Source organism: Pseudomonas acericola (SeqCode), assembly GCF_053456465.1.
On record NZ_JBRFJB010000004.1, the window covers coordinates 33,073 to 51,419 of the forward strand.

The 18,347-nt window shown below is 62.1% G+C and carries 20 protein-coding genes; 8 read left to right on the forward strand and 12 right to left on the reverse strand.

The window, feature by feature from the left end; genetic code table 11:
- Positions 1-28: 28 nt before the first annotated feature.
- Entirely contained in the window at positions 29-460 is a 432-nt protein-coding gene (locus ACU688_RS16400) for an OsmC family protein (RefSeq protein WP_021491415.1), read from the reverse strand.
- A gap of 220 nt (positions 461-680) precedes the next feature.
- On the opposite strand from ACU688_RS16400, the gene ACU688_RS16405 reads away from it, so the two are divergent.
- A complete protein-coding gene (locus tag ACU688_RS16405; protein WP_017734727.1) occupies positions 681-1,682 on the forward strand; it encodes an LLM class flavin-dependent oxidoreductase in 1,002 nt (333 codons plus the stop codon).
- Between the two features lie 113 nt (positions 1,683-1,795).
- On the opposite strand, the gene ACU688_RS16410 is transcribed toward ACU688_RS16405, so the two are convergent.
- Both ACU688_RS16410 and ACU688_RS16415 read right to left on the reverse strand, forming a co-directional pair.
- Positions 1,796-2,020 (reverse strand): DUF1161 domain-containing protein, encoded by a 225-nt coding sequence (locus ACU688_RS16410; RefSeq protein ID WP_448185619.1) that lies wholly within the window; start codon positions 2,018-2,020, stop codon positions 1,796-1,798.
- 102 nt (positions 2,021-2,122) lie between these two features.
- Positions 2,123-2,338, reverse strand: a complete 216-nt coding sequence (locus ACU688_RS16415) for a dodecin (protein ID WP_003220389.1) — start codon at positions 2,336-2,338, stop codon at positions 2,123-2,125.
- 156 nt (positions 2,339-2,494) lie between these two features.
- Between ACU688_RS16415 and ACU688_RS16420 the strand changes: the two genes are divergently transcribed.
- The gene (locus ACU688_RS16420; RefSeq protein WP_003170746.1) at positions 2,495-2,821 is read left to right on the forward strand and encodes an ElaB/YgaM/YqjD family protein; all 327 of its coding nucleotides are present in this window, start codon (positions 2,495-2,497) and stop codon (positions 2,819-2,821) included.
- Here the strand turns inward: ACU688_RS16420 and ACU688_RS16425 are convergent.
- Entirely contained in the window at positions 2,818-3,714 is an 897-nt protein-coding gene (locus ACU688_RS16425) for a LysR family transcriptional regulator (protein WP_448185620.1), read from the reverse strand. The two genes, ACU688_RS16420 and ACU688_RS16425, sit on opposite strands and share 4 nt — an antisense overlap.
- 110 nt (positions 3,715-3,824) lie before the next feature.
- On the opposite strand from ACU688_RS16425, the gene trpB reads away from it, so the two are divergent.
- The 3 genes from trpB (at position 3,825) to ACU688_RS16440 (ending at position 6,443) form a co-directional block, all read left to right on the forward strand.
- Entirely contained in the window at positions 3,825-5,051 is a 1,227-nt protein-coding gene (trpB, locus tag ACU688_RS16430) for a tryptophan synthase subunit beta (RefSeq protein WP_448185621.1), read from the forward strand.
- The gene (trpA, locus tag ACU688_RS16435; protein WP_017734732.1) at positions 5,051-5,860 is read left to right on the forward strand and encodes a tryptophan synthase subunit alpha; all 810 of its coding nucleotides are present in this window, start codon (positions 5,051-5,053) and stop codon (positions 5,858-5,860) included. The genes trpB and trpA overlap by 1 nt, the downstream gene beginning before the upstream one ends.
- A 139-nt stretch (positions 5,861-5,999) precedes the next feature.
- On the forward strand, positions 6,000-6,443 hold the full coding sequence (locus ACU688_RS16440) for an anti-virulence regulator CigR family protein (protein WP_448185622.1): 444 nt from the start codon (positions 6,000-6,002) through the stop codon (positions 6,441-6,443).
- A gap of 125 nt (positions 6,444-6,568) precedes the next feature.
- Here the strand turns inward: ACU688_RS16440 and ACU688_RS16445 are convergent, their stop codons facing one another.
- From ACU688_RS16445 to ACU688_RS16470, 6 genes are all read right to left on the reverse strand, one after another.
- Entirely contained in the window at positions 6,569-7,879 is a 1,311-nt protein-coding gene (locus ACU688_RS16445) for an MFS transporter (protein ID WP_448185623.1), read from the reverse strand.
- A 182-nt stretch (positions 7,880-8,061) separates the two neighbouring features.
- Entirely contained in the window at positions 8,062-9,210 is a 1,149-nt protein-coding gene (dgoD, locus tag ACU688_RS16450) for a galactonate dehydratase (protein ID WP_017734735.1), read from the reverse strand.
- A gap of 48 nt (positions 9,211-9,258) precedes the next feature.
- On the reverse strand, positions 9,259-9,879 hold the full coding sequence (locus ACU688_RS16455) for a 2-dehydro-3-deoxy-6-phosphogalactonate aldolase (protein ID WP_448185624.1): 621 nt from the start codon (positions 9,877-9,879) through the stop codon (positions 9,259-9,261).
- A 1-nt stretch (position 9,880) separates the two neighbouring features.
- Positions 9,881-10,840, reverse strand: coding sequence for a 2-dehydro-3-deoxygalactonokinase (locus tag ACU688_RS16460; RefSeq protein WP_448185625.1), 960 nt, complete (start codon positions 10,838-10,840; stop codon positions 9,881-9,883).
- A 95-nt stretch (positions 10,841-10,935) separates the two neighbouring features.
- Positions 10,936-11,265: a DOPA 4,5-dioxygenase family protein gene (locus tag ACU688_RS16465; RefSeq protein ID WP_448185626.1), complete on the reverse strand. Its 330-nt coding sequence runs from the start codon at positions 11,263-11,265 to the stop codon at positions 10,936-10,938.
- A gap of 31 nt (positions 11,266-11,296) precedes the next feature.
- A complete protein-coding gene (locus tag ACU688_RS16470) occupies positions 11,297-12,247 on the reverse strand; it encodes a choline sulfate utilization transcriptional regulator (RefSeq protein ID WP_448185627.1) in 951 nt (316 codons plus the stop codon).
- A 103-nt stretch (positions 12,248-12,350) separates the two neighbouring features.
- On the opposite strand from ACU688_RS16470, the gene betC reads away from it, so the two are divergent.
- The 3 genes from betC to ACU688_RS16485 all read left to right on the forward strand — a co-directional run bounded on the left by betC (position 12,351) and on the right by ACU688_RS16485 (position 16,525).
- Positions 12,351-13,865 carry a choline-sulfatase gene (gene betC, locus ACU688_RS16475; RefSeq protein ID WP_448185628.1) on the forward strand — a complete coding sequence of 505 codons (1,515 nt, stop codon included), beginning with the start codon at positions 12,351-12,353 and terminating at the stop codon, positions 13,863-13,865.
- A 15-nt stretch (positions 13,866-13,880) separates the two neighbouring features.
- On the forward strand, positions 13,881-14,795 hold the full coding sequence (choX, locus tag ACU688_RS16480; protein ID WP_448185629.1) for a choline ABC transporter substrate-binding protein: 915 nt from the start codon (positions 13,881-13,883) through the stop codon (positions 14,793-14,795).
- Positions 14,796-14,956: 161 nt separating this feature from the next.
- Entirely contained in the window at positions 14,957-16,525 is a 1,569-nt protein-coding gene (locus ACU688_RS16485) for a SulP family inorganic anion transporter (protein ID WP_448185630.1), read from the forward strand.
- A gap of 46 nt (positions 16,526-16,571) precedes the next feature.
- On the opposite strand, the gene aroE is transcribed toward ACU688_RS16485, so the two are convergent.
- Together aroE and hemF are read right to left on the reverse strand one after the other, a co-directional pair.
- Positions 16,572-17,390: a shikimate dehydrogenase gene (gene aroE, locus ACU688_RS16490; protein ID WP_448185631.1), complete on the reverse strand. Its 819-nt coding sequence runs from the start codon at positions 17,388-17,390 to the stop codon at positions 16,572-16,574.
- Positions 17,390-18,322: an oxygen-dependent coproporphyrinogen oxidase gene (gene hemF / locus ACU688_RS16495; RefSeq protein WP_448185632.1), complete on the reverse strand. Its 933-nt coding sequence runs from the start codon at positions 18,320-18,322 to the stop codon at positions 17,390-17,392. The genes aroE and hemF overlap by 1 nt, the downstream gene beginning before the upstream one ends.
- Positions 18,323-18,347: the final 25 nt, after the last annotated feature.

Below are 18,347 nucleotides of genomic sequence, written 5' to 3' on the forward strand. Positions count from 1 at the left end.
TTCAACTTGTGCTGTTACCTGGACTTGGTTAGTTAACCAGCGTCGCATCCAGGCTGATTTTTGCATTCAGCACCTTGGACACCGGGCACCCTTCCTTGGCCTTTTTGCTCAGTTCTTCGAACTGCGCCTGGCTCGCGCCGGGGATCTTGGCCTTGAGGATCAGGTGCACCGCCGTGATCGCAAAGCCGCCATCGACCTGATCCAGGGTCACTTCGGCCTGGGTGTCGATACTGTCAGCCTTGAGCCCGGCGTCGCCGAGAATCATGGAGAACGCCATGGAGAAACAGCCAGCATGCGCCGCGCCGATCAATTCCTCAGGGTTGGTGCCCTTGCCACCCTCGAAACGTGCCTTGAAGCCGTAGGGCGCTTCGCGCAACACCCCGGTTTCCGTGGAGATGGAACCCAGGCCCGTCTTCAAATCACCTTCCCAATGCGCGGATGCTTTTTTCACGATACTCATAGCGGTCTCCTCGAACGGTGGTTTTTGCTTACGTAAGGGTTCTGAGGATAGTCGGCCCGACAAAGTTCATCCTGTCGGAGAAACCTAGCGATCCAGTAGGAAATTTCCAGGTCAGCTATTGAATCTCGGGTATATGCCCTCATTGCATAGACCATGCACATGAAGCGGCAGGTTTTGATTCGTCTAAACAGCCTGCGCGCCCCCTTGGAGAAGCAGGCTTATGAAATCGCTGTCCGACGTGAAGTTCTCGACCCTCGACCTCGTGCCCGTGCGCGCCAACGGCAGCCCGGCGCAGTCGTTGCGCAATTCCCTGGACCTTGCCCAGCACGTGGAAAAGTTCGGCTACAACCGTTTCTGGGTGGCTGAACACCACAACATGGACGGCATCGCCAGCTCGGCCACCTCGGTGTTGCTCGGCTACCTGGCCGGTGGCACTTCGACGATTCGCGTCGGTTCCGGCGGCGTGATGCTGCCCAACCATGCGCCATTGGTGATCGCCGAACAGTTCGGCACCCTGGAAAGCCTCTACCCCGGGCGGATCGACCTGGGCCTGGGCCGCGCGCCCGGCTCCGACCAGATGACCGCTCGCGCCCTGCGCCGTGAGCGCTCCGGCAGCGCCGACGAGTTCCCCGAAGACGTCGCCGAGCTGATGGCCTACCTCGGCCCACGCACCCCGGACCAACGCATCATTGCCGTACCCGGCACCGGTACCAACGTACCGGTGTGGCTGCTGGGCTCCAGCCTGTTCAGCGCGCAATTGGCCGGTGAGCGCGGTTTGCCCTACGCCTTCGCCTCCCATTTCGCACCGCGCTTGATGCACGAGGCGATTCGCGTCTACCGCAATCACTTCAAGCCTTCAGCGGTTCTGGATAAGCCCTACGTGATGCTCGGCATTCCCTTGGTCGCCGCCGACACCGATGAGCAGGCCGACTACCTGGCCACCTCGGTGTATCAGCGCATCCTCGCGCTGATGCGCGGGCAAAGCCTGGTGCAGCGCCCGCCGGTGAAGAGCATGGAAGGCCTGTGGCTGCCCCATGAAAAAGATGCGGTGGGTAGTTTCCTTGGCCTGGCGATGGTCGGCAGCCCGGCAAAAATCCGCGCCAAGCTGGAAGTGCTGGTGGAACAAACCGGTGCCGACGAGCTGATCTTTACCTGCGACCTGTACGAACACGCCGACCGGATTCATTCCTACGAGCTGCTGGCGCAGTTGATGAAGGGCTAAATGTGGCGAGGGAGCTTGCTCCCGCTGGAGTGCGCAGCGCTCCCAAGATTTTGGGGCCGCTGCGCAGCCCAGCGGGAGCAAGCTCCCTCGCCACAAGTGTCTGCAACACGGGATCAACCGCGCTTGTAGACGATTTCCTTGGTGCCGCCTTCACAGCTACCGACCACTTTAGCGTCGGTAGAAGCACCTTTCTCAACCACTTCCAGTGAATAGTGCTTGGCGCCCTTGGCGTCGATTTTCGCTGCAATCTCGCTTTTCAGCTCTTCACAAGGCTTGCCCGCCGCCAGGGCAGTGCCCGCAATGCTCAACAAACCTACCGCTAACAGAAACTTCTTCATCCGTTACTTCCTTGCGCTGATCAAAAAGAGCGTGCCGACGCTCGTGGCATCGGCACCCATTGGTTGTAGCGCAGGTTATGGCAATCAGCCAGTCAGCAAAGTTCAACTACTGGCAATTCGGAATCCCACCTTGAGCGTGACCTGAAAGTGCGCAGCCTTGCCGTCCTTGATGTGGCCACGGGTATCAACCACCTCGAACCATTCCAGGTGCTTGATGCTTTTGTTGGCCTCGGCCAGGGCATTGTTGATGGCATCTTCGATGCTGGAGGTGGACGAGCCCACCAATTCGACTTTCTTGTAGGTGTGATGATCAGACATGAGGTTTCTCCTGAGGGTCGTCAATAAAGCCTAGCAGTCAATGTTCATACTGCTTCTGGCGACCGTTCCTACGCGAAAGTTCAGATTTACTGCACTTTCTGAAACCACGGGAGTCGGTATCTACACACGTCACTCAATCACTTCAGGAGAGTCCACATGGCCAACACTTCTTTACGCAAAGCGTCGCTGGAAAGCATGGAAGCCGAGATTTCGAGCCTGCTCAAGTCTCTGGAAAGCCTCAAGGACGATGCATCTGACGAGTCGCGCAAGACCTTGAAGGCCCTGAAAAGCAATGCCGAGAATGCCCTCAAGCATTCCCGTCACCTGATCAGCGATGCCTACGAAGAAAGCAAAGTGAAAATCCGCGAAACCGGTGTTGCTACCCGGGACTACGCCCAGGAACACCCATGGACTACAGCCGGTGTTGCTGTAGGTGCGCTGGGCCTGCTGGCCGCGTACTTGCTGTGCAAACGCGGTGACTAATCCGGCTGGCGCAACAGCTCAGTCTTGAGCCACTGCGCCAGTTGCCCGGCGCGCCCGTCTGCGGCGCGCTTGGGCAGCCACAACGCCAGGTGCGCCGGGGTTTCGCTGAAACCCCACGGTGCCACCAGCCGGCCTGCGCGCACGTCCTCGGCTACCAACGGCTCGGGCGCAATCGCCACCCCCAACCCCGCTACCGCCGCCTCCAGCAAGTAATACAAATGCTCAAACCCCTGGCCGTGTTTCAACGCGCCGGGCGCGATGCCGTGTTGCTGCGCCCAACTGGGCCAGGCTTGCGGGCGGGAGGTGGTGTGCAATAACGCCTCGGCGCACAGGGCCAAAGCTGGCGCGTGGCGCAAGCGCTCATAGCCGGCGAAACGCGGGCTCATCACCGGGCCGATGCGTTCGCTGGCCAGTTCATATACCTGCATATCCGCCGGCCACGGTGGCTCGGCGAATACCAGCAGGGCGTCCAGGCCTGGGCGACGGGGGTCAAGGTCGCCATCACCGGCTGACAAGTGCAAACGCAGGTCCGGCAGGTCCGCGTTCAAGCGGCCCAGGCGCGGGATCAGCCAGCGCGCCAGCAAACTCCCCGAACACCCGAGGACGAAGGGCGCCTCGGCACTGGCCTGGGTCAGTTCTGCGCAAACATCCCTCAAGCGCTCGAACGCCTCCGCGCTGGCGTCCCGTAGGCGGACACCGGCATCTGTGAGTTTAAGGCCGCGCCCATCCTTGATGAACAGGCTCACGCCCAGGTGCTCTTCCAGCACTTTCAACTGCCGGCTGACCGCACCGTGGGTTACGTGCAATTGCTCGGCTGCCTGGCTTACGCTGTTCAGTCGCGCGGTGGCTTCAAATGCCCGCAGGGCATTGAGGGGCGGTAGGTCTCGGCTCATCTGTGAGTTTTCCTGACAGGTTGCGGCGATCTTATCGGTTTTCAGGCCACAGCGTGAGGGGTAGAGTGGCCGTCATTGTTTCCTACACCCATTCTTTCCTGGAGCGTCCCATGACTCAGTCCCAGACCGACCTACGCAACGGCCCAGACGCCAACGGCCTGTTTGGCGCGTTCGGCGGCCGCTACGTCGCTGAAACCCTGATGCCGTTGATCCTCGACCTAGCCCGCGAATACGAAGCGGCCAAGATTGATCCGGCGTTCAACGAGGAATTGGCCTACTTCCAACGGGACTACGTAGGCCGCCCAAGCCCACTGTATTTCGCCGAACGCCTGACCGAATTCTGCGGCGGCGCCAAGATCTACCTCAAGCGCGAAGAGCTGAACCACACCGGCGCGCACAAGATCAACAACTGCATTGGCCAGATCCTGCTGGCACGGCGCATGGGCAAGAAACGCATCATCGCCGAGACCGGCGCCGGCATGCACGGTGTGGCCACTGCCACTGTGGCGGCGCGTTTCGGCCTGCAATGTGTGATCTACATGGGCACCACCGACATCGAACGCCAGCAGGCCAACGTGTTCCGCATGAAGCTGCTGGGCGCGGAAGTGATCCCGGTAGTCGCCGGCACCGGCACCCTCAAGGATGCGATGAACGAAGCCCTGCGCGACTGGGTGACCAACGTCGACAGCACCTTCTACCTGATCGGCACCGTGGCCGGCCCGCACCCTTACCCGGCAATGGTCCGCGACTTCCAGGCCGTAATCGGCAAGGAAACCCGCACCCAACTGCAAGCCCAGGAAGGCCGTCTGCCGGACAGCCTCGTCGCATGCATCGGCGGCGGTTCCAACGCCATGGGCCTCTTCCACCCGTTCCTCGACGACAAGAGCGTGGAAATCATTGGCGTTGAAGCCGCCGGCCACGGCATCGAAACCGGCAAGCACGCTGCCAGCCTCAACGGCGGCGTACCCGGCGTACTGCACGGCAACCGTACCTTTCTGTTGCAGGACGACGACGGCCAGATCATCGACGCCCACTCGATCTCCGCCGGCCTCGACTACCCGGGCATCGGCCCGGAACACGCGTGGTTGCATGACATCGGCCGCGTCCAGTACACCTCGGTGACCGACGACGAAGCCCTCGACGCCTTCCACAAATGCTGCCGCCTGGAAGGGATTATTCCCGCACTGGAAAGCGCCCACGCCCTGGCCGAAGTGTTCAAACGCGCACCGACGCTGCCGAAGGATCACCTGATGGTGGTTAACCTTTCCGGCCGTGGCGACAAAGACATGCAGACCGTGATGCACCACATGGAACAGTCTCAGCAGGAGAAACACTAATGAGCCGCCTGCAAACCCGCTTCGCCCAGCTTAAAGAACAAAACCGCGCCGCCCTGGTGACCTTCGTCACCGCCGGCGACCCGGGTTATGACACCTCGCTGGCCATCCTCAAGGGCTTGCCTGCCGCTGGCGCCGACGTGATCGAGTTGGGCATGCCCTTCACCGACCCAATGGCCGACGGCCCGGCGATCCAACTGGCCAACATCCGCGCGCTGGAAGCCAAGCAGAACCTGCTGAAAACCTTGCAAATGGTCCGCGAGTTCCGCAAGGACAACAGCGAAACCCCGCTGGTGTTGATGGGCTACTTCAACCCGATCCACAAATACGGCGTGCCGAAATTCATCGCCGACGCCAAGGAAGCCGGCGTAGACGGCCTGATCGTGGTCGACATGCCACCCGAGCATAACGGCGAGCTGTGCGACCCGGCCCAGGCCGCAGGTATCGACTTTATCCGCCTGACCACGCCGACCACCGACGACGTGCGCCTGCCGACCGTACTCAACGGCAGCTCCGGCTTTGTGTACTACGTGTCGGTGGCCGGGGTGACCGGTGCCGGTGCCGCGACCCTGGAACACGTCGAAGAGGCCGTGACCCGCCTGCGTCGCCACACCGACCTGCCGATCAGCATCGGTTTTGGTATCCGTACCCCGGAGCAAGCGGCGGCTATCGCCCGTTTGGCTGACGGCGTAGTGGTCGGTTCGGCGTTGATCGATCACATTGCCACTGCGAAAAATGATCAGCAGGCGATTGATGGCGTGCTGGGGCTGTGCGCAGCGCTGTCGGAAGGTGTCCGCAACGCCCGTAAGTAAGCGGCTCGTAAGCGGTAGGTAAAGTTCCTGATACAGAGGAATCATCCTGTCGATCCGCTACCTAAACTGACAAGACCAAGGGATTTCGAACCCAGTTCGAAATCCCTTTTTGTTGTTTGTGCAGTTGAGGAAGCCCCCCATGAAAATGCCTAAAACCGTGATTGCCAGCCTTGGCGTGCTGGTCCTGGGCGCCAGCGCCCTGGTGCAGGCCGCGCCGAATGATCAGGGCGGCCCTGACCGTGGCGGCCCGCAAGGCCAGCACGAGCAGCAGCGTGGCGACGACCATCGCGGCCCGCAGGACAACCGTCGCGGCGGCCCGCCCCAGGACTTCGGCCCGGTACGCCAAGTGATCCGCGACCATCACGACCAGTTCTCCCGTGGCGCACCGCCACCGCGCAATGTACGCCTGGAACGCGGCAAGCCACTGCCCCATGGCTACTACGGCGAACGCCTGGACAGCCGCGCCCTGGCACGCTTGCCGGTGTACCAGGGTTACGAATGGCGCCGTTCGGGGCCAGATGTGGTGTTGATCGCCGTAGGAACCGGCATCGTCTACGAGATCCTCGACGGCGTGCTCAACTGAGCACTGACCCTGTGGCGAGGGAGCTTGCTCCCGCTGGAGTGCGCAGCGCTCCCAAGATTTTGGGGCCGCTTCGCAGCCCAGCGGGAGCAAGCTCCCTCGCCACAACAAGCGCACTCGCTACAGATTCATTTATCCAGTTCGATCCGCTCGACCTTACCCACCAGCAATATGTAGGAAAGCGCCCCAAGCAACGCCAGCACTGCGATGTAGGTAATCGCCGGCGCAAACGAATCACCACTGGCGAGAAAGCCAATCACGATCGGCGTAGCAATCGCCGACAGGTTGCCGATGAAGTTGAAGACCCCACCGGTCAGCCCCAACAGGCGCGCCGGGGCCAGGGTCGACACCAACGACCAGGTAATCGACGCCAACCCATTGCCAAAGAACGCCACCGCCAGGAACGCGATCACCCACGCCGTCGAGTCCACATAGTTGGCACCGATGATCGCCGTGGAAATCAGCAGTCCGCCAATGATCGGCAACTTGCGCGCAAAGCCCACCGAGGCGCCCCGGCGAATCAGCCAGTCGGAAAAGATCCCGGAACACAGCACGCCGACAAACGCGGCGAGAAACGGCAGCGACGCCAGCAGGCCGGACTTGATGAAGTCCATGCCGCGATATTTCACCAGGTAGGTGGGGAACCACGTCAGGAAAAACCACAGCGTGGAGTTCAGGCAGAACTGCCCCAGGTAGATGCCCCAGAGCTTGCGCTTGCTCAACACGATGCCCAGGTCCACCCAGCTGAACGGCGCTTTGGCGGCTTTTTCCTGCATGTCCACCAGGCCGCCGCCTTCGCGGATCAGTTCGATTTCTGCTGCGTTGGCGCCTTTGAAATCCTTCGGCTCACGGTACACCGCGTACCAGATCGCCGCCCACAAAATGCCCACGCCACCGGTGACCACAAACACCATGTGCCAGCCGAATGCGTGCTGCAACCAGGCCAGCACCGGCGTGAGAAACGCCAGCCCGACAAACTGCCCGGAGGTGTAGAAACCAATCGCCGTGGCCCGTTCACGTTCCGGGAACCACGTGGTGACCACGCGGCTGTTGATCGGGTAGGCCGGCGCTTCCAGCGCACCGACGGCCATGCGCAGCACAAACAGCGCGATAAAGCTGGCGGCAAAGCCGAGCATCACGGTGGCGATGGACCACAGCAGCAGGGCAGCGGTGTAGAGAATGCGCGGCGGCACGCGGTCCACCAGCCAGCCGCCGGGGATTTGCATGGCGGCGTAAGTCCAGCCGAACGCCGAAAAAATCAGGCCGACGTGCACCGGGTCGATCCCCAGTTCGCTGGTCAGGGCGGGGGCGGCGATGGACAGGTTACTGCGGTCGAGGTAGTTGATCACCACGGTGATAAACAGCAGCACCATGATGAAGTAACGCTTTCTGGTAGGCGTGACTAAAGAAGCCTGCCCGGTGAAGGATTCAGGATGCATGAGGGGTTGCCTCTTCTTATGTTTATTGAGGACTGAGGAAAAACTCACTGGAGGAACGCGGTCAGTGTGGGAGCTGGCTTGCCTGCGATAGCGGTGTATCAGTGCCAGAGATGCAAGCTGACCCACCGCTATCGCAGGCAAGCCAGCTCCCACATTTTTGAGCCGGTTCCGTCAGGGAAATATCACCACTCGGCGAAGCTGCCGTCGGCATGGCGCCAGATCGGGTTGCGCCAGCGGTGGCCGATGGCCGCGCGTTCGATCACGTATTCCTCATTGATCTCGATACCCAGGCCCGGCCCGTTGGGGATTTTCACAAAACCTTGGTCGTAATCGAACACGCCCGGGTCTTTCACATAGTCGAGCAGGTCATTGCTCTCGTTGTAGTGAATGCCCAGGCTTTGCTCCTGGATAAACGCGTTGTAGCAAACCGCGTCCAGTTGCAGGCACGCGGCCAGGGCAATCGGGCCCAGCGGGCAGTGCAGGGCCAGGGCCACGTCGTAGGCTTCGGCCATGTTGGCGATCTTGCGGGTTTCGGTGATGCCACCGGCGTGGGAAGCATCGGGCTGGATGATGTCAACGTAGCCTTCGCTGAGCACGCGCTTGAAATCCCACCGCGAGAACAGGCGCTCGCCGAGGGCAATCGGCGTGCTGGTCAGCGGCGCCAGCTCTTTGAGCGCTTCGTAGTTTTCGCTGAGCACCGGCTCTTCGATAAACATCAGCTTGTACGGGTCCAGTTCTTTCATCAGCACCTTGGCCATGGGCTTGTGCACCCGGCCATGGAAGTCCACGCCGATGCCGACGTTCGGGCCCACCGCGTCACGCACGGCGGCGACGTTGGCCAGGGCCAGGTCAACCTTTTCGAAGCTGTCGACGAACTGCAATTCTTCGGTGCCGTTCATTTTCACCGCGGTGAAACCCCGGGCCACGGCCTCTTTGGCGGCGCGGGCGGTGTCGGCAGGGCGGTCGCCGCCGATCCACGAATACACGCGGATCTTGTCGCGCACCTGGCCGCCGAGCAGATCGCTGACCGACACGCCGAGGGCCTTGCCCTTGATGTCCCACAACGCCTGGTCGATGCCGGCGAGGGCGCTCATGTGTACCGCGCCGCCACGGTAGAAGCCGCCGCGATAGAGCACCGTCCAGATGTCTTCGATGTTGCGTGGGTCTTTGCCGATCAGGTAGTCGGACAGTTCTTCAACGGCAGCGGCAACGGTGTGAGCGCGGCCTTCGACCACGGGTTCGCCCCAGCCGGTCACGCCCTGGTCGGTCTCGACCTTGAGGAAGCACCAGCGCGGCGGGACGATAAAGGTCGTCAGTTTGGTGATTTTCATCTGTTATCTCTCTTATAGATGCAGCGCCTGTGGGCGCGAAACTTGATCTCAGCTCAGGGCTTTCCAGGCGGCGACATAAGCCTGGGCGCGGCTCGCTACCTGATCCACTGTCATGCCCGGTTTGAACAACCCGGAACCCAGCCCGACCCCCTTGGCGCCGGCGTCGACAAACACCTGCATGTTGTCCGGGGTAATGCCGCCCACCGGCAGCAGCAACGTGCCCGCCGGCAGCACCGCCAGCCACGCCTTGATCACCGCCGGGCCCATTTGCTCGGCGGGGAACAGCTTCAATACGTCGGCACCTTCGGCCAGGGCGGCGAAGGCTTCGGTGGGCGTGGCAACGCCCGGCGACAAAAACAGGCCTGCCGCTTTCGCCGCGCGCAGCACCTTGGCATCGCTGTGGGGCATGACGATCACCTGGCCACCGGCCGCCTTGACCTGCTCGACCTGCTCGGGCGTCAACACCGTGCCCGCGCCGATCAAACAATCGGCGGGCAGGCTGTCGCGCAGGGTGCGGATGCTGGTGTACGGGTCGGGCGAATTGAGCGGCACTTCGATCACGCGAAACCCGGCCTGGTACAACACCTGGCCGACGGCCTGGGCTTCGTCCGGGCGGATACCGCGCAGGATGGCGATCAAACCGTTTTGTGCGAGTGCGTGCTTGAGCATGTCAGGCCTCCGATGCAGGTTGAGTGAGCCCGGCGGCCACGGCCAATTGCCACAGGCCACGCTCGCTGGCCTCCGGCGCCAGGCTGACGTGGGCGAAGCCGCAGAGGGCGAGGGCGCGTTGATAGCGGGCGCAGAGCGCAGCGGCGCCGACCAGGATGATCGGCTGCTGCCTGGAGCGTGCCGGCAGGCCGGCGAGTTCATGGCCGATCAGCAACCCGGAGAGGTAATCCGGCTGCTGCTCAGGGGCGAGTTCGCCGGTCAGGCCAAGGGTGCGCGCGCTGAACAAGGTGGACAGCACGCCGCGCAGCCCATCTTCCGAGAGCGCCACCTGCACGCCACGGTCAAACGCGTCGGCCTGGAAGTGCTCGCCGGTCTTCTGGGTGCGCCCAAGGATGCTGTGTTTGCTCAGTACCGCGAAGACTTCGCCGGTCATGAAGGTATCGAAGTGGGTAATGCAGCCGTCGACCACCTCGACCCACTTGGAATGGCTGCCCGGCAGGCCGATCAACACCTCGGCACCGAGGCCTTGCAGCACGCCCAGCACCTGGGTTTCTTCACCGCGCATCACATTGGGCAAACCGGCCTGCTCGATCACGCCGGGCACGATGTGCACATCGACACCGCGCAAGCTGCGCACGCGGTGCAACGCCTGGCCCAGGCGGGCGACATCCACTGGTGTGTTGCGATAGGCCGCCTCGCTCCAGCCTTGGGCGCTACCGACCATGCCACAGGCAATCACCGGCAGGCCGGGCTGGGCGTCGAGCCAATCCCCGCAGGCTGCGTCGAAAGCCAGTTCGAAGCCATCGCTGCAACGCACGCCGGCAATGTCCCGGGGTTCGCTGGGCAAATGCATGATCCCGCACGCCAGCGCGCGGTGTTCCAGCACGACGCCTGCCGGGCCGAGTTTGTAAGCACGAAGGGAACTGGTTCCCCAATCGAGCGCGATCAATTGCGCCTGCATCGCTTCACCTGAGTTCTGAGCGGATGCAGGAATATAAACCTACGCGAGCGCAAGTCTCAATATATAAATATCAATCCCATATTTAGGGATTTTAATTAAGAGAAAGCTGACAAGTTCAGTTCCCGCATCGCCCCCATCCAGACCGCGTAGTCGGTGTGATCCTTCAGGTCATCGCCGGTATCGGGGTGCAGGAACACCACCAGCCCATTGCGATGGATCACCAGCCACGGCAGCACCACGCCGATGTACTCGGGATCAAAGGCCAGCTGGCAGCTCCAGTCCGGGTGCGGGCCGACGGGTTTTTCGTGGACACGGCCCATGCGCAGCGGGAACAGTTTGGCGGCGTCTTCGCACAAGGTGCGCGCTTGTTCGATAGTGTTCGCGTCGAAGTAGATATGGGCGTGGTAGCCCTTGATACGTTGCATGACGGACTCCCAATCCAATAAGCGCCAAATCCTAGACCGCAATCGACGGCAGGGCCAGCCCGGTCAACGACTGCGCGCTGCTGGCTTGCTCGGCCAGCAGCCACTCGACAAAGCGCTCCACCAACTGGCCCCGGCGTTTGCGCTGGGGCTGCACCACGTAATAGCCAAACCGCGAAATCACCGTGTCGCCGACCGGCCGGCACAGCCAGTTCTGCTCCAGCAGGTTGTCCACCAGGTGGCGCCAGCCGATGGCCACGCCCTGGCCGGCGATCGCCGCCTGGATCAGCAAGGTGTAGTTGTCGAAGCGCAGTTGGCCGGGGGTGGGCGCGACACTGATGCCCAGTTCGCGGAACACGCCGCTCCAGTCGAACCACTGGCTATTGTTTTCCTGGCGCAGGTGCAGCAGGGGGAAATCGTGCAAATTTTGTACAGTCAGTGGCGTGACCTGCTCTTTCAGCCATTGCGGGCTGCACACCGGGAACACTTCCTCGTTGAACAGCCACAGGCTCTCGCCTTGCTTGAAACGGCCGTCGCCAAACAGCACCGCCACGTCGATATCGCTGCGCAGAGTGGCGTGGTTGCGCTCGCTGGTCACCAGGCTCACATCGACTTGCGGGTTGGCCTGGTGGAAGCGGTGCAGGCGCGGCATCAACCAATAGGCGGCGAAGGCAAAGTCGGTGGCCACTTGTAGCACTTCATGCTGGTCCTGCTGGGTGATGGCACTCAGGCCGGCGTTGATGCTCTGCAAGCCGCCCTGCACATGGTCGAACAGCAGCGCGCCGGCGTCGGTCAGCTCGATGCCGCGATAGATGCGATCAAACAGGCGAATCGCCAGCTGTTCCTCCAGGCGCTTGATCTGCTGGCTGATGGCCGGCTGGGTGGTGCCCAACTCCATCGCGGCGGCAGTAAAGCTGCGGTGTCGCGCGGCCGCTTCAAAGGCGCGCAACAGGTCGAGGGACACGTCACCAAGGGCTTCATACATAAGCTGTGCTTATCCTAGACATTGCTTTTTATGGGCTTTACCCCAATTTCCATGGGCTGCATGCTCATTCGCATAAACACCGCCTATGGAATGCCGACAACCCATGAAGCGCAAGAACATTCTTTTCATCATGGCCGATCAAATGGCCGCGCCGCTGCTGCCGTTCTACGGTTCTTCGCCGATCAAGTTGCCCAATTTGAGCCGCCTCGCCGCACAGGGCGTGGTGTTCGACGCCGCCTATTGCAACAGCCCGCTGTGCGCGCCGTCGCGTTTTACCCTGGTCAGTGGGCAGTTGCCGAGCAAGATCGGCGCCTACGACAACGCGGCGGATTTCCCCGCCGATGTGCCGACCTATGCCCACTACTTGCGTCGCCTCGGCTATCGCACGGCGCTGTCGGGCAAGATGCATTTCTGCGGCCCCGACCAGTTGCACGGCTACGAAGAACGCCTGACCAGCGACATCTACCCCGCCGACTACGGCTGGGCGGTGAACTGGGATGAACCGGACGTGCGCCCCAGCTGGTACCACAACATGTCGTCGGTGCTGCAAGCCGGCCCGTGCGTGCGCACCAACCAGCTGGATTTCGACGAAGAGGTGGTGTTCAAGGCCCAGCAGTACCTGTTCGACCATATCCGCGAGGACGGCGACCAACCGTTCTGCCTGACCGTGTCGATGACCCATCCCCATGACCCGTACACCATTCCCAAGCCGTTCTGGGACCTGTACGACGACGCCGATATCCCATTGCCTACGACGCCAGCGCAAGAAGATCTCGACCCGCATTCCCAGCGCCTGCTCAAGGTCTACGACCTGTGGGACAAGCCGCTGCCTGTGGATAAGATCCGCGATGCACGCCGGGCCTACTTCGGCGCGTGCAGTTACATCGATAGCAATGTCGGAAAACTCCTGCAAACCCTGGAAGACACCGGCCTGGCCGACGACACCATCATCATTTTCTCCGGTGACCATGGCGACATGCTTGGCGAGCGCGGCCTCTGGTACAAAATGCACTGGTTTGAAATGGCCGCCCGCGTACCGCTGCTGGTGAGTGCGCCGGGGCAATTTGCGTCGGGGCGTGTCAGCCAGGCCGTGTCCACCGCCGACCTGTTGCCAACGTTGGTGGAACTGGCCGGCGGCACGCTCGACCCGCGCCTGCCACTGGACGGCCGCTCACTGGTCCCGCACTTGCAGGGGCAGGACGGGCACGACGAAGTGTTTGGCGAATACATGGCCGAAGGCACGATCAGCCCGCTGATGATGATTCGCCGGGGCGCCTATAAATTCATCTACAGCGAAGACGACCCTTGTCTGCTGTTCGATGTGCGCAATGACCCGCACGAGCGGGAAAACCTCAGCCAGTCACCGGAACACCGGCCACTGTTCGAGGCGTTTTTGAATGAGGCGCGGGCCAAATGGGACATCCCGGCGATCCACCAACAGGTGCTCGCCAGCCAACGCCGCCGTCGCCTGGTGTTTGAAGCACTGACCCAGGGCAAGCTGAAGAGCTGGGATCACCAGCCACTGGTAGACGCCAGTCAGCAATACATGCGCAACCATATCGACCTCGACGACCTGGAGCGCAAGGCACGTTATCCACAACCCTGCCAACACCAATAAAACTGAGGGAAGGCCATGCAAAAGTTGACTGTGATACTGGGCATGTTGGCGCTCGGCAGCGCCAATGTGTACGCGGACACAAGCTGTGACACGGTGAAAATGGCCGATCCGGGCTGGAGCGATATCGCCGCGACCAATGCCATCACCGGTTTTCTGCTGACGGGCATGGGCTACAAACCCAAGGTCGATACCCTGGCGGTGCCGATCACCTTTGGCGGGCTCAAGGACGGCCAGGTGGATGTGTTCCTCGGCAACTGGATGCCAGCGCAGCAGGGCTTCTATGACAAGTTCGTGGCCAATGGCGATGTGGTGCAACTGGCGAAAAACCTCGACGGCACCGAATTCACCCTCGCCGTGCCGGACTACGTGTGGGACGCCGGGGTGCATGACTTTGCCGACTTGAACAAATTTGCCGACAAGTTCGACAAGAAGATCTACGGCATCGGCTCCGGCGCGCCGGCGAATATCTCGTTGCAGGAGATCATCAAGAAGAACGACTTCGACCTTGGCCAGTGGAAGCTGATCGAGTCCAGCGAACAGGCGATGCTCGCCGAAGTGTCGCGGGCGGTGAAGAAACAGCGCTTCGTCACCTTCCTCGGCTGGACGCCGCACCCGATGAACGTGCAGTTGAAAATGCACTACCTCAAGGGCGGCGAGAAGTACTTCGGCGACACCGGCAGCGTGTACACCCTGACGCGCAAGGGGTACGCACAAGCCTGCCCGAACGTAGGAAAACTGCTGACCAACCTGAGTTTCACCCAGGAGATGGAGAACAGCATCATGGCCGAGGTGGCCAACAACAAGGTCAGCAATGCCGAGGCGGCGAAGGCGTGGATCAAGGCGAATCCAGCGGTGTTGGATAAGTGGTTGGAGGGGGTGAAGACCGTGGATGGCAAGGATGCGTTGCCAGCGGTAAAAGCCAAACTCTAAGGCCTTTGTGAGAGCTGGCTTGTGTGGGAGCTGGCTTGCCTGCGATAGCATCACCTGTGTGTACCTGAAGTACCGCGGTGTCTGCATCGCAGGCAAGCCAGCTCCCACAGGGGCCTGTGTGTGCTGATACCCTGAGTCAAACCTTTCTACCCGAGTCTGCGATGCCCCGGCCCACCCGCCACACCCTCTTCCCCTTCCTGCGCTGGTTGCCGCGCCAAACCCGCGCCAGTGTCGGCCGGGATGCCATCGTCGGCCTCAGCGGCGCGGTGCTGGCCTTGCCGCAGTCGATTGCCTACGCACTGATCGCCGGTCTCCCACCGGAATACGGGCTGTATGCCGCGATCATTCCGGTGCTGATCGCGTGCCTGTGGGGTTCGTCCTGGCACCTGATCTGCGGCCCCACGGCGGCAATCTCCATCGTGCTGTACGCCAGCGTTAGCCCATTGGCCGTGCCGGGGTCGCAGGACTACATCACCCTGATCCTGTTGCTGACCTTCCTCGCCGGGGTTTTCCAGTGGTTGCTGGGCATGCTGCGCTTCGGCGCGCTGGTGAATTTCGTCTCCCATTCGGTGGTGCTGGGCTTCACCCTGGGCGCCGCCGTGGTGATTGCCCTGGGGCAGTTGCCCAACCTGCTGGGGCTGGATCTACCGAGCCAGGCCACCGCGATCAAGAGTCTGCTGGCGCTGGTGGATCACGGCGGCGAATGGGACCACGCCTCGCTTGCCCTGGGCCTGGGCACATTGCTGGTGGGCGCATTGCTCAAATACCTGCTGCCACGTTGGCCGACGCTGCTGATCGCCTTGGCGCTTGGCAGCCTGGTGGCGTGGCTGTGGCCGGCGATGTTCGGCCATGTGGCGCGGGTCAGTTCGTTCGTGGGCAAGCTGCCGCCGTTCAGCCCGCTGCCGATGGACCTGGACATGCTCCTGCGCCTGCTGCCCAGCGCCGTGGCGGTGGGCATGCTGGGGCTGGTGACCAGCCTGTCGATTGCCCGCTCGCTGTCGGCCCGTTCGCAACAATTGCTCGACGCCAACCAGGAAGTCCGCGCGCAGGGCTTATCCAATATCGTCGGCGGATTTTTCTCCGGGTACTTGTCAGCCGGTTCCTTTACCCGCTCCGGTCTCAGCTATGAAGCCGGCGCGTGCTCACCCCTGGCCGGGGTGTTTTCTGCCCTGTGGGTGGCGTTGTTTGCGCTGTTTGGCGCGGCATTGATCGCCCATATCCCGATCCCGAGCATGGCGGCGAGCATCCTCCTGATTTGCTGGGGGCTGGTGGATCACCGAGGCATTCGCGCCCTGTTTCGCGTGAGCCGCGCCGAGTTTGTGGTGATGGGCCTGACCTGCGTCGCGACCTTGCTGCTGGAGTTGCAAACAGCGATTTATGCAGGGGTGCTGGCGTCGTTGTTTTTCTACCTCAAGCGCACGTCGCAGCCGCGAGTGCAGCAGTGGCGCGATGGTGATGAGGATGTGCTGCGGGTGGGCGGCTCGATCTTTTTTGGCGCCAGCCATTACCTGCAAGTGCGCCTGCAACGGTTACAGGGCGAGCGGGTGGTGATTGAGTCGCAGCAGATCAACTTTATCGATTATTCCGGGGTGGAGATGTTGCATCAGGAGGCGCGGCGGTTGCGGGGGTTGGGGAGGAGTTTGACATTGCGCCGGGCCAGGCCGCAGGTCGTTGAAGAGCTGAAAAAACTGGAAGGGGCCGACAGGTGCCCCATCCACTTCGAAGACTGAATGCGGTCAAAACTGTGGGAGCTGGCTGTGCCCACTTAGGTTGGAGTTAAGCCAACTGGCGACGCAGCTCGGCCAACACCGGCGCCGACTCCGGGCGCACACCGCGCCACAGGAAAAACGCCTCCGCCGCCTGCTCCACCAACATCCCCAAGCCATCCATCGCCACGGCGGCACCTTGCTCTGTCGCCCAACGGCAAAACGCAGTGGGCTCCTTGCCGTACATCATGTCGTAGCAAAACGTCTTGCCCGGCTCGATCAGGCTGCTGGCAATCGGTGGTACATCGCCTGACAGGCTGGCGGACGTGGCATTGATGATCACGTCCACTGGCTCACGCAGCCAGTCGAAACCGCTGGCAGACACCGGGCCCAAGTCGTCAAACAACTCGGCGAGCATTTCGGCTTTTTCCACGGTGCGGTTGGCAATGATCAGCGAGGCCGGCCGCTCGGCCAGCAACGGTTCCAGCGCGCCACGTACGGCGCCGCCAGCGCCCAGCAGCAAGATGCGCTTGCCTTGCAGGCTCAGCCCGGCGTTGACCGTGAGGTCGCGCACCAGGCCGGCGCCGTCGGTGTTGTCACCCAGCAGGCTGCCATCGGCGAGCTTGCTCAAGGTGTTCACCGCGCCAGCACGTTGGGCCCGTTCGGTGAGGCTGTTGGCCAGCCGATAGGCGTCTTCCTTGAACGGTACGGTGACGTTGGCGCCACGACCGTGCTGAAAAAACTCACGGGCACAGCCGGTGAAATCCTCCAGCGGCGCCAGCAAAGTGCTGTAGTCCAGTTGTTCGCCGGTCTGCTCGGCGAACATCCGGTGGATCAGCGGCGACTTGCTGTGGCCGATGGGGTTGCCGAATACCACATAACGGTCCATCAGACTGCCGCCTTGGGTGCGGCAAGGCCGAGCCAGTCACGGTCTTGCAGGAAGTAGTCGGTGAGCCGCGCTTCTTCGCTGCCGGCCTCGGCTTTCCAGTCGTAGCTCCAGCGCACTTGTGGCGGCAGCGACATCAGGATCGACTCGGTGCGCCCACCCGATTGCAGGCCAAACAGGGTGCCACGGTCGTAGACCAGGTTGAACTCAACGTAGCGGCCACGGCGGAATTCCTGGAATTCGCGCTGTTGCTCGGTGTACGCGGTGGCCTTGCGGCGCTGCACGATCGGCAGGTAGGCGTCGATATAGGCGTCACCGATGGCGCGGATGAAGGCGAAGCAGGTGTCGAAGTCCCATTCGTTCAAGTCGTCGAAGAACAGGCCGCCGATGCCACGCGGTTCATTGCGATGCTTGATGTGGAAGTAGGTGTCGCACCAGGCTTTGTAACGCGAATAAACGTCCGGGCCGAACGGCGCGCAGGCCTGCTCGGCCACGCGGTGCCAGTGGATGCAGTCTTCTTCGTTGGCGTAGTAGGGCGTGAGGTCAAAGCCGCCACCGAACCACCACACCGGCTCTTCGCCTTCTTTTTCGGCGATGAAAAAGCGCACGTTTGCGTGGGACGTCGGTACGTGAGGGTTGTGCGGGTGGATCACCAGCGACACGCCCAGGGCTTCAAAGCCACGGCCGGCCAGTTCAGGGCGGTGGGCACTGGCGGACGGTGGGAGACCGCTACCAAACACGTGGGAAAAGTTAACGCCGCCTTTTTCGATCACCGCACCGTCTGCAATCACACGGGTACGACCGCCGCCGCCGGCAGGCCGGGTCCAGGCGTCTTCGATAAAGCGAGTGTCCGTCTCGAAGGTTTCCAGGGCGCTGCAAATGCGGTCTTGCAGGTCAAGCAGGTAGGCCTTTACAGCCTCGGTGCGGGTAGTCATGGCATCACCTTGAATCGGGCAAAGC

Bases quoted from the DNA above. Each gene is read 5' to 3' on its own strand.
- ACU688_RS16400 (WP_021491415.1), bottom strand. From the start codon at position 460: ATGAGTATCGTGAAAAAAGCATCCGCGCATTGGGAAGGTGATTTGAAG.
- ACU688_RS16460 (WP_448185625.1), bottom strand. From the start codon at position 10,840: ATGCAGGCGCAATTGATCGCGCTCGATTGGGGAACCAGTTCCCTTCGT.
- hemF (WP_448185632.1), bottom strand. From the start codon at position 18,322: ATGACTACCCGCACCGAGGCTGTAAAGGCCTACCTGCTTGACCTGCAA.
- ACU688_RS16465 (WP_448185626.1), bottom strand. From the start codon at position 11,265: ATGCAACGTATCAAGGGCTACCACGCCCATATCTACTTCGACGCGAAC.
- ACU688_RS16425 (WP_448185620.1), bottom strand. From the start codon at position 3,714: ATGAGCCGAGACCTACCGCCCCTCAATGCCCTGCGGGCATTTGAAGCC.
- ACU688_RS16415 (WP_003220389.1), bottom strand. From the start codon at position 2,338: ATGTCTGATCATCACACCTACAAGAAAGTCGAATTGGTGGGCTCGTCC.
- choX (WP_448185629.1), top strand. From the start codon at position 13,881: ATGCAAAAGTTGACTGTGATACTGGGCATGTTGGCGCTCGGCAGCGCC.
- trpA (WP_017734732.1), top strand. From the start codon at position 5,051: ATGAGCCGCCTGCAAACCCGCTTCGCCCAGCTTAAAGAACAAAACCGC.
- dgoD (WP_017734735.1), bottom strand. From the start codon at position 9,210: ATGAAAATCACCAAACTGACGACCTTTATCGTCCCGCCGCGCTGGTGC.
- ACU688_RS16470 (WP_448185627.1), bottom strand. From the start codon at position 12,247: ATGTATGAAGCCCTTGGTGACGTGTCCCTCGACCTGTTGCGCGCCTTT.
- ACU688_RS16410 (WP_448185619.1), bottom strand. From the start codon at position 2,020: ATGAAGAAGTTTCTGTTAGCGGTAGGTTTGTTGAGCATTGCGGGCACT.
- ACU688_RS16445 (WP_448185623.1), bottom strand. From the start codon at position 7,879: ATGCATCCTGAATCCTTCACCGGGCAGGCTTCTTTAGTCACGCCTACC.
- betC (WP_448185628.1), top strand. From the start codon at position 12,351: ATGAAGCGCAAGAACATTCTTTTCATCATGGCCGATCAAATGGCCGCG.
- ACU688_RS16440 (WP_448185622.1), top strand. From the start codon at position 6,000: ATGAAAATGCCTAAAACCGTGATTGCCAGCCTTGGCGTGCTGGTCCTG.
- ACU688_RS16420 (WP_003170746.1), top strand. From the start codon at position 2,495: ATGGCCAACACTTCTTTACGCAAAGCGTCGCTGGAAAGCATGGAAGCC.
- ACU688_RS16405 (WP_017734727.1), top strand. From the start codon at position 681: ATGAAATCGCTGTCCGACGTGAAGTTCTCGACCCTCGACCTCGTGCCC.
- trpB (WP_448185621.1), top strand. From the start codon at position 3,825: ATGACTCAGTCCCAGACCGACCTACGCAACGGCCCAGACGCCAACGGC.
- aroE (WP_448185631.1), bottom strand. From the start codon at position 17,390: ATGGACCGTTATGTGGTATTCGGCAACCCCATCGGCCACAGCAAGTCG.
- ACU688_RS16455 (WP_448185624.1), bottom strand. From the start codon at position 9,879: ATGCTCAAGCACGCACTCGCACAAAACGGTTTGATCGCCATCCTGCGC.
- ACU688_RS16485 (WP_448185630.1), top strand. From the start codon at position 14,957: ATGCCCCGGCCCACCCGCCACACCCTCTTCCCCTTCCTGCGCTGGTTG.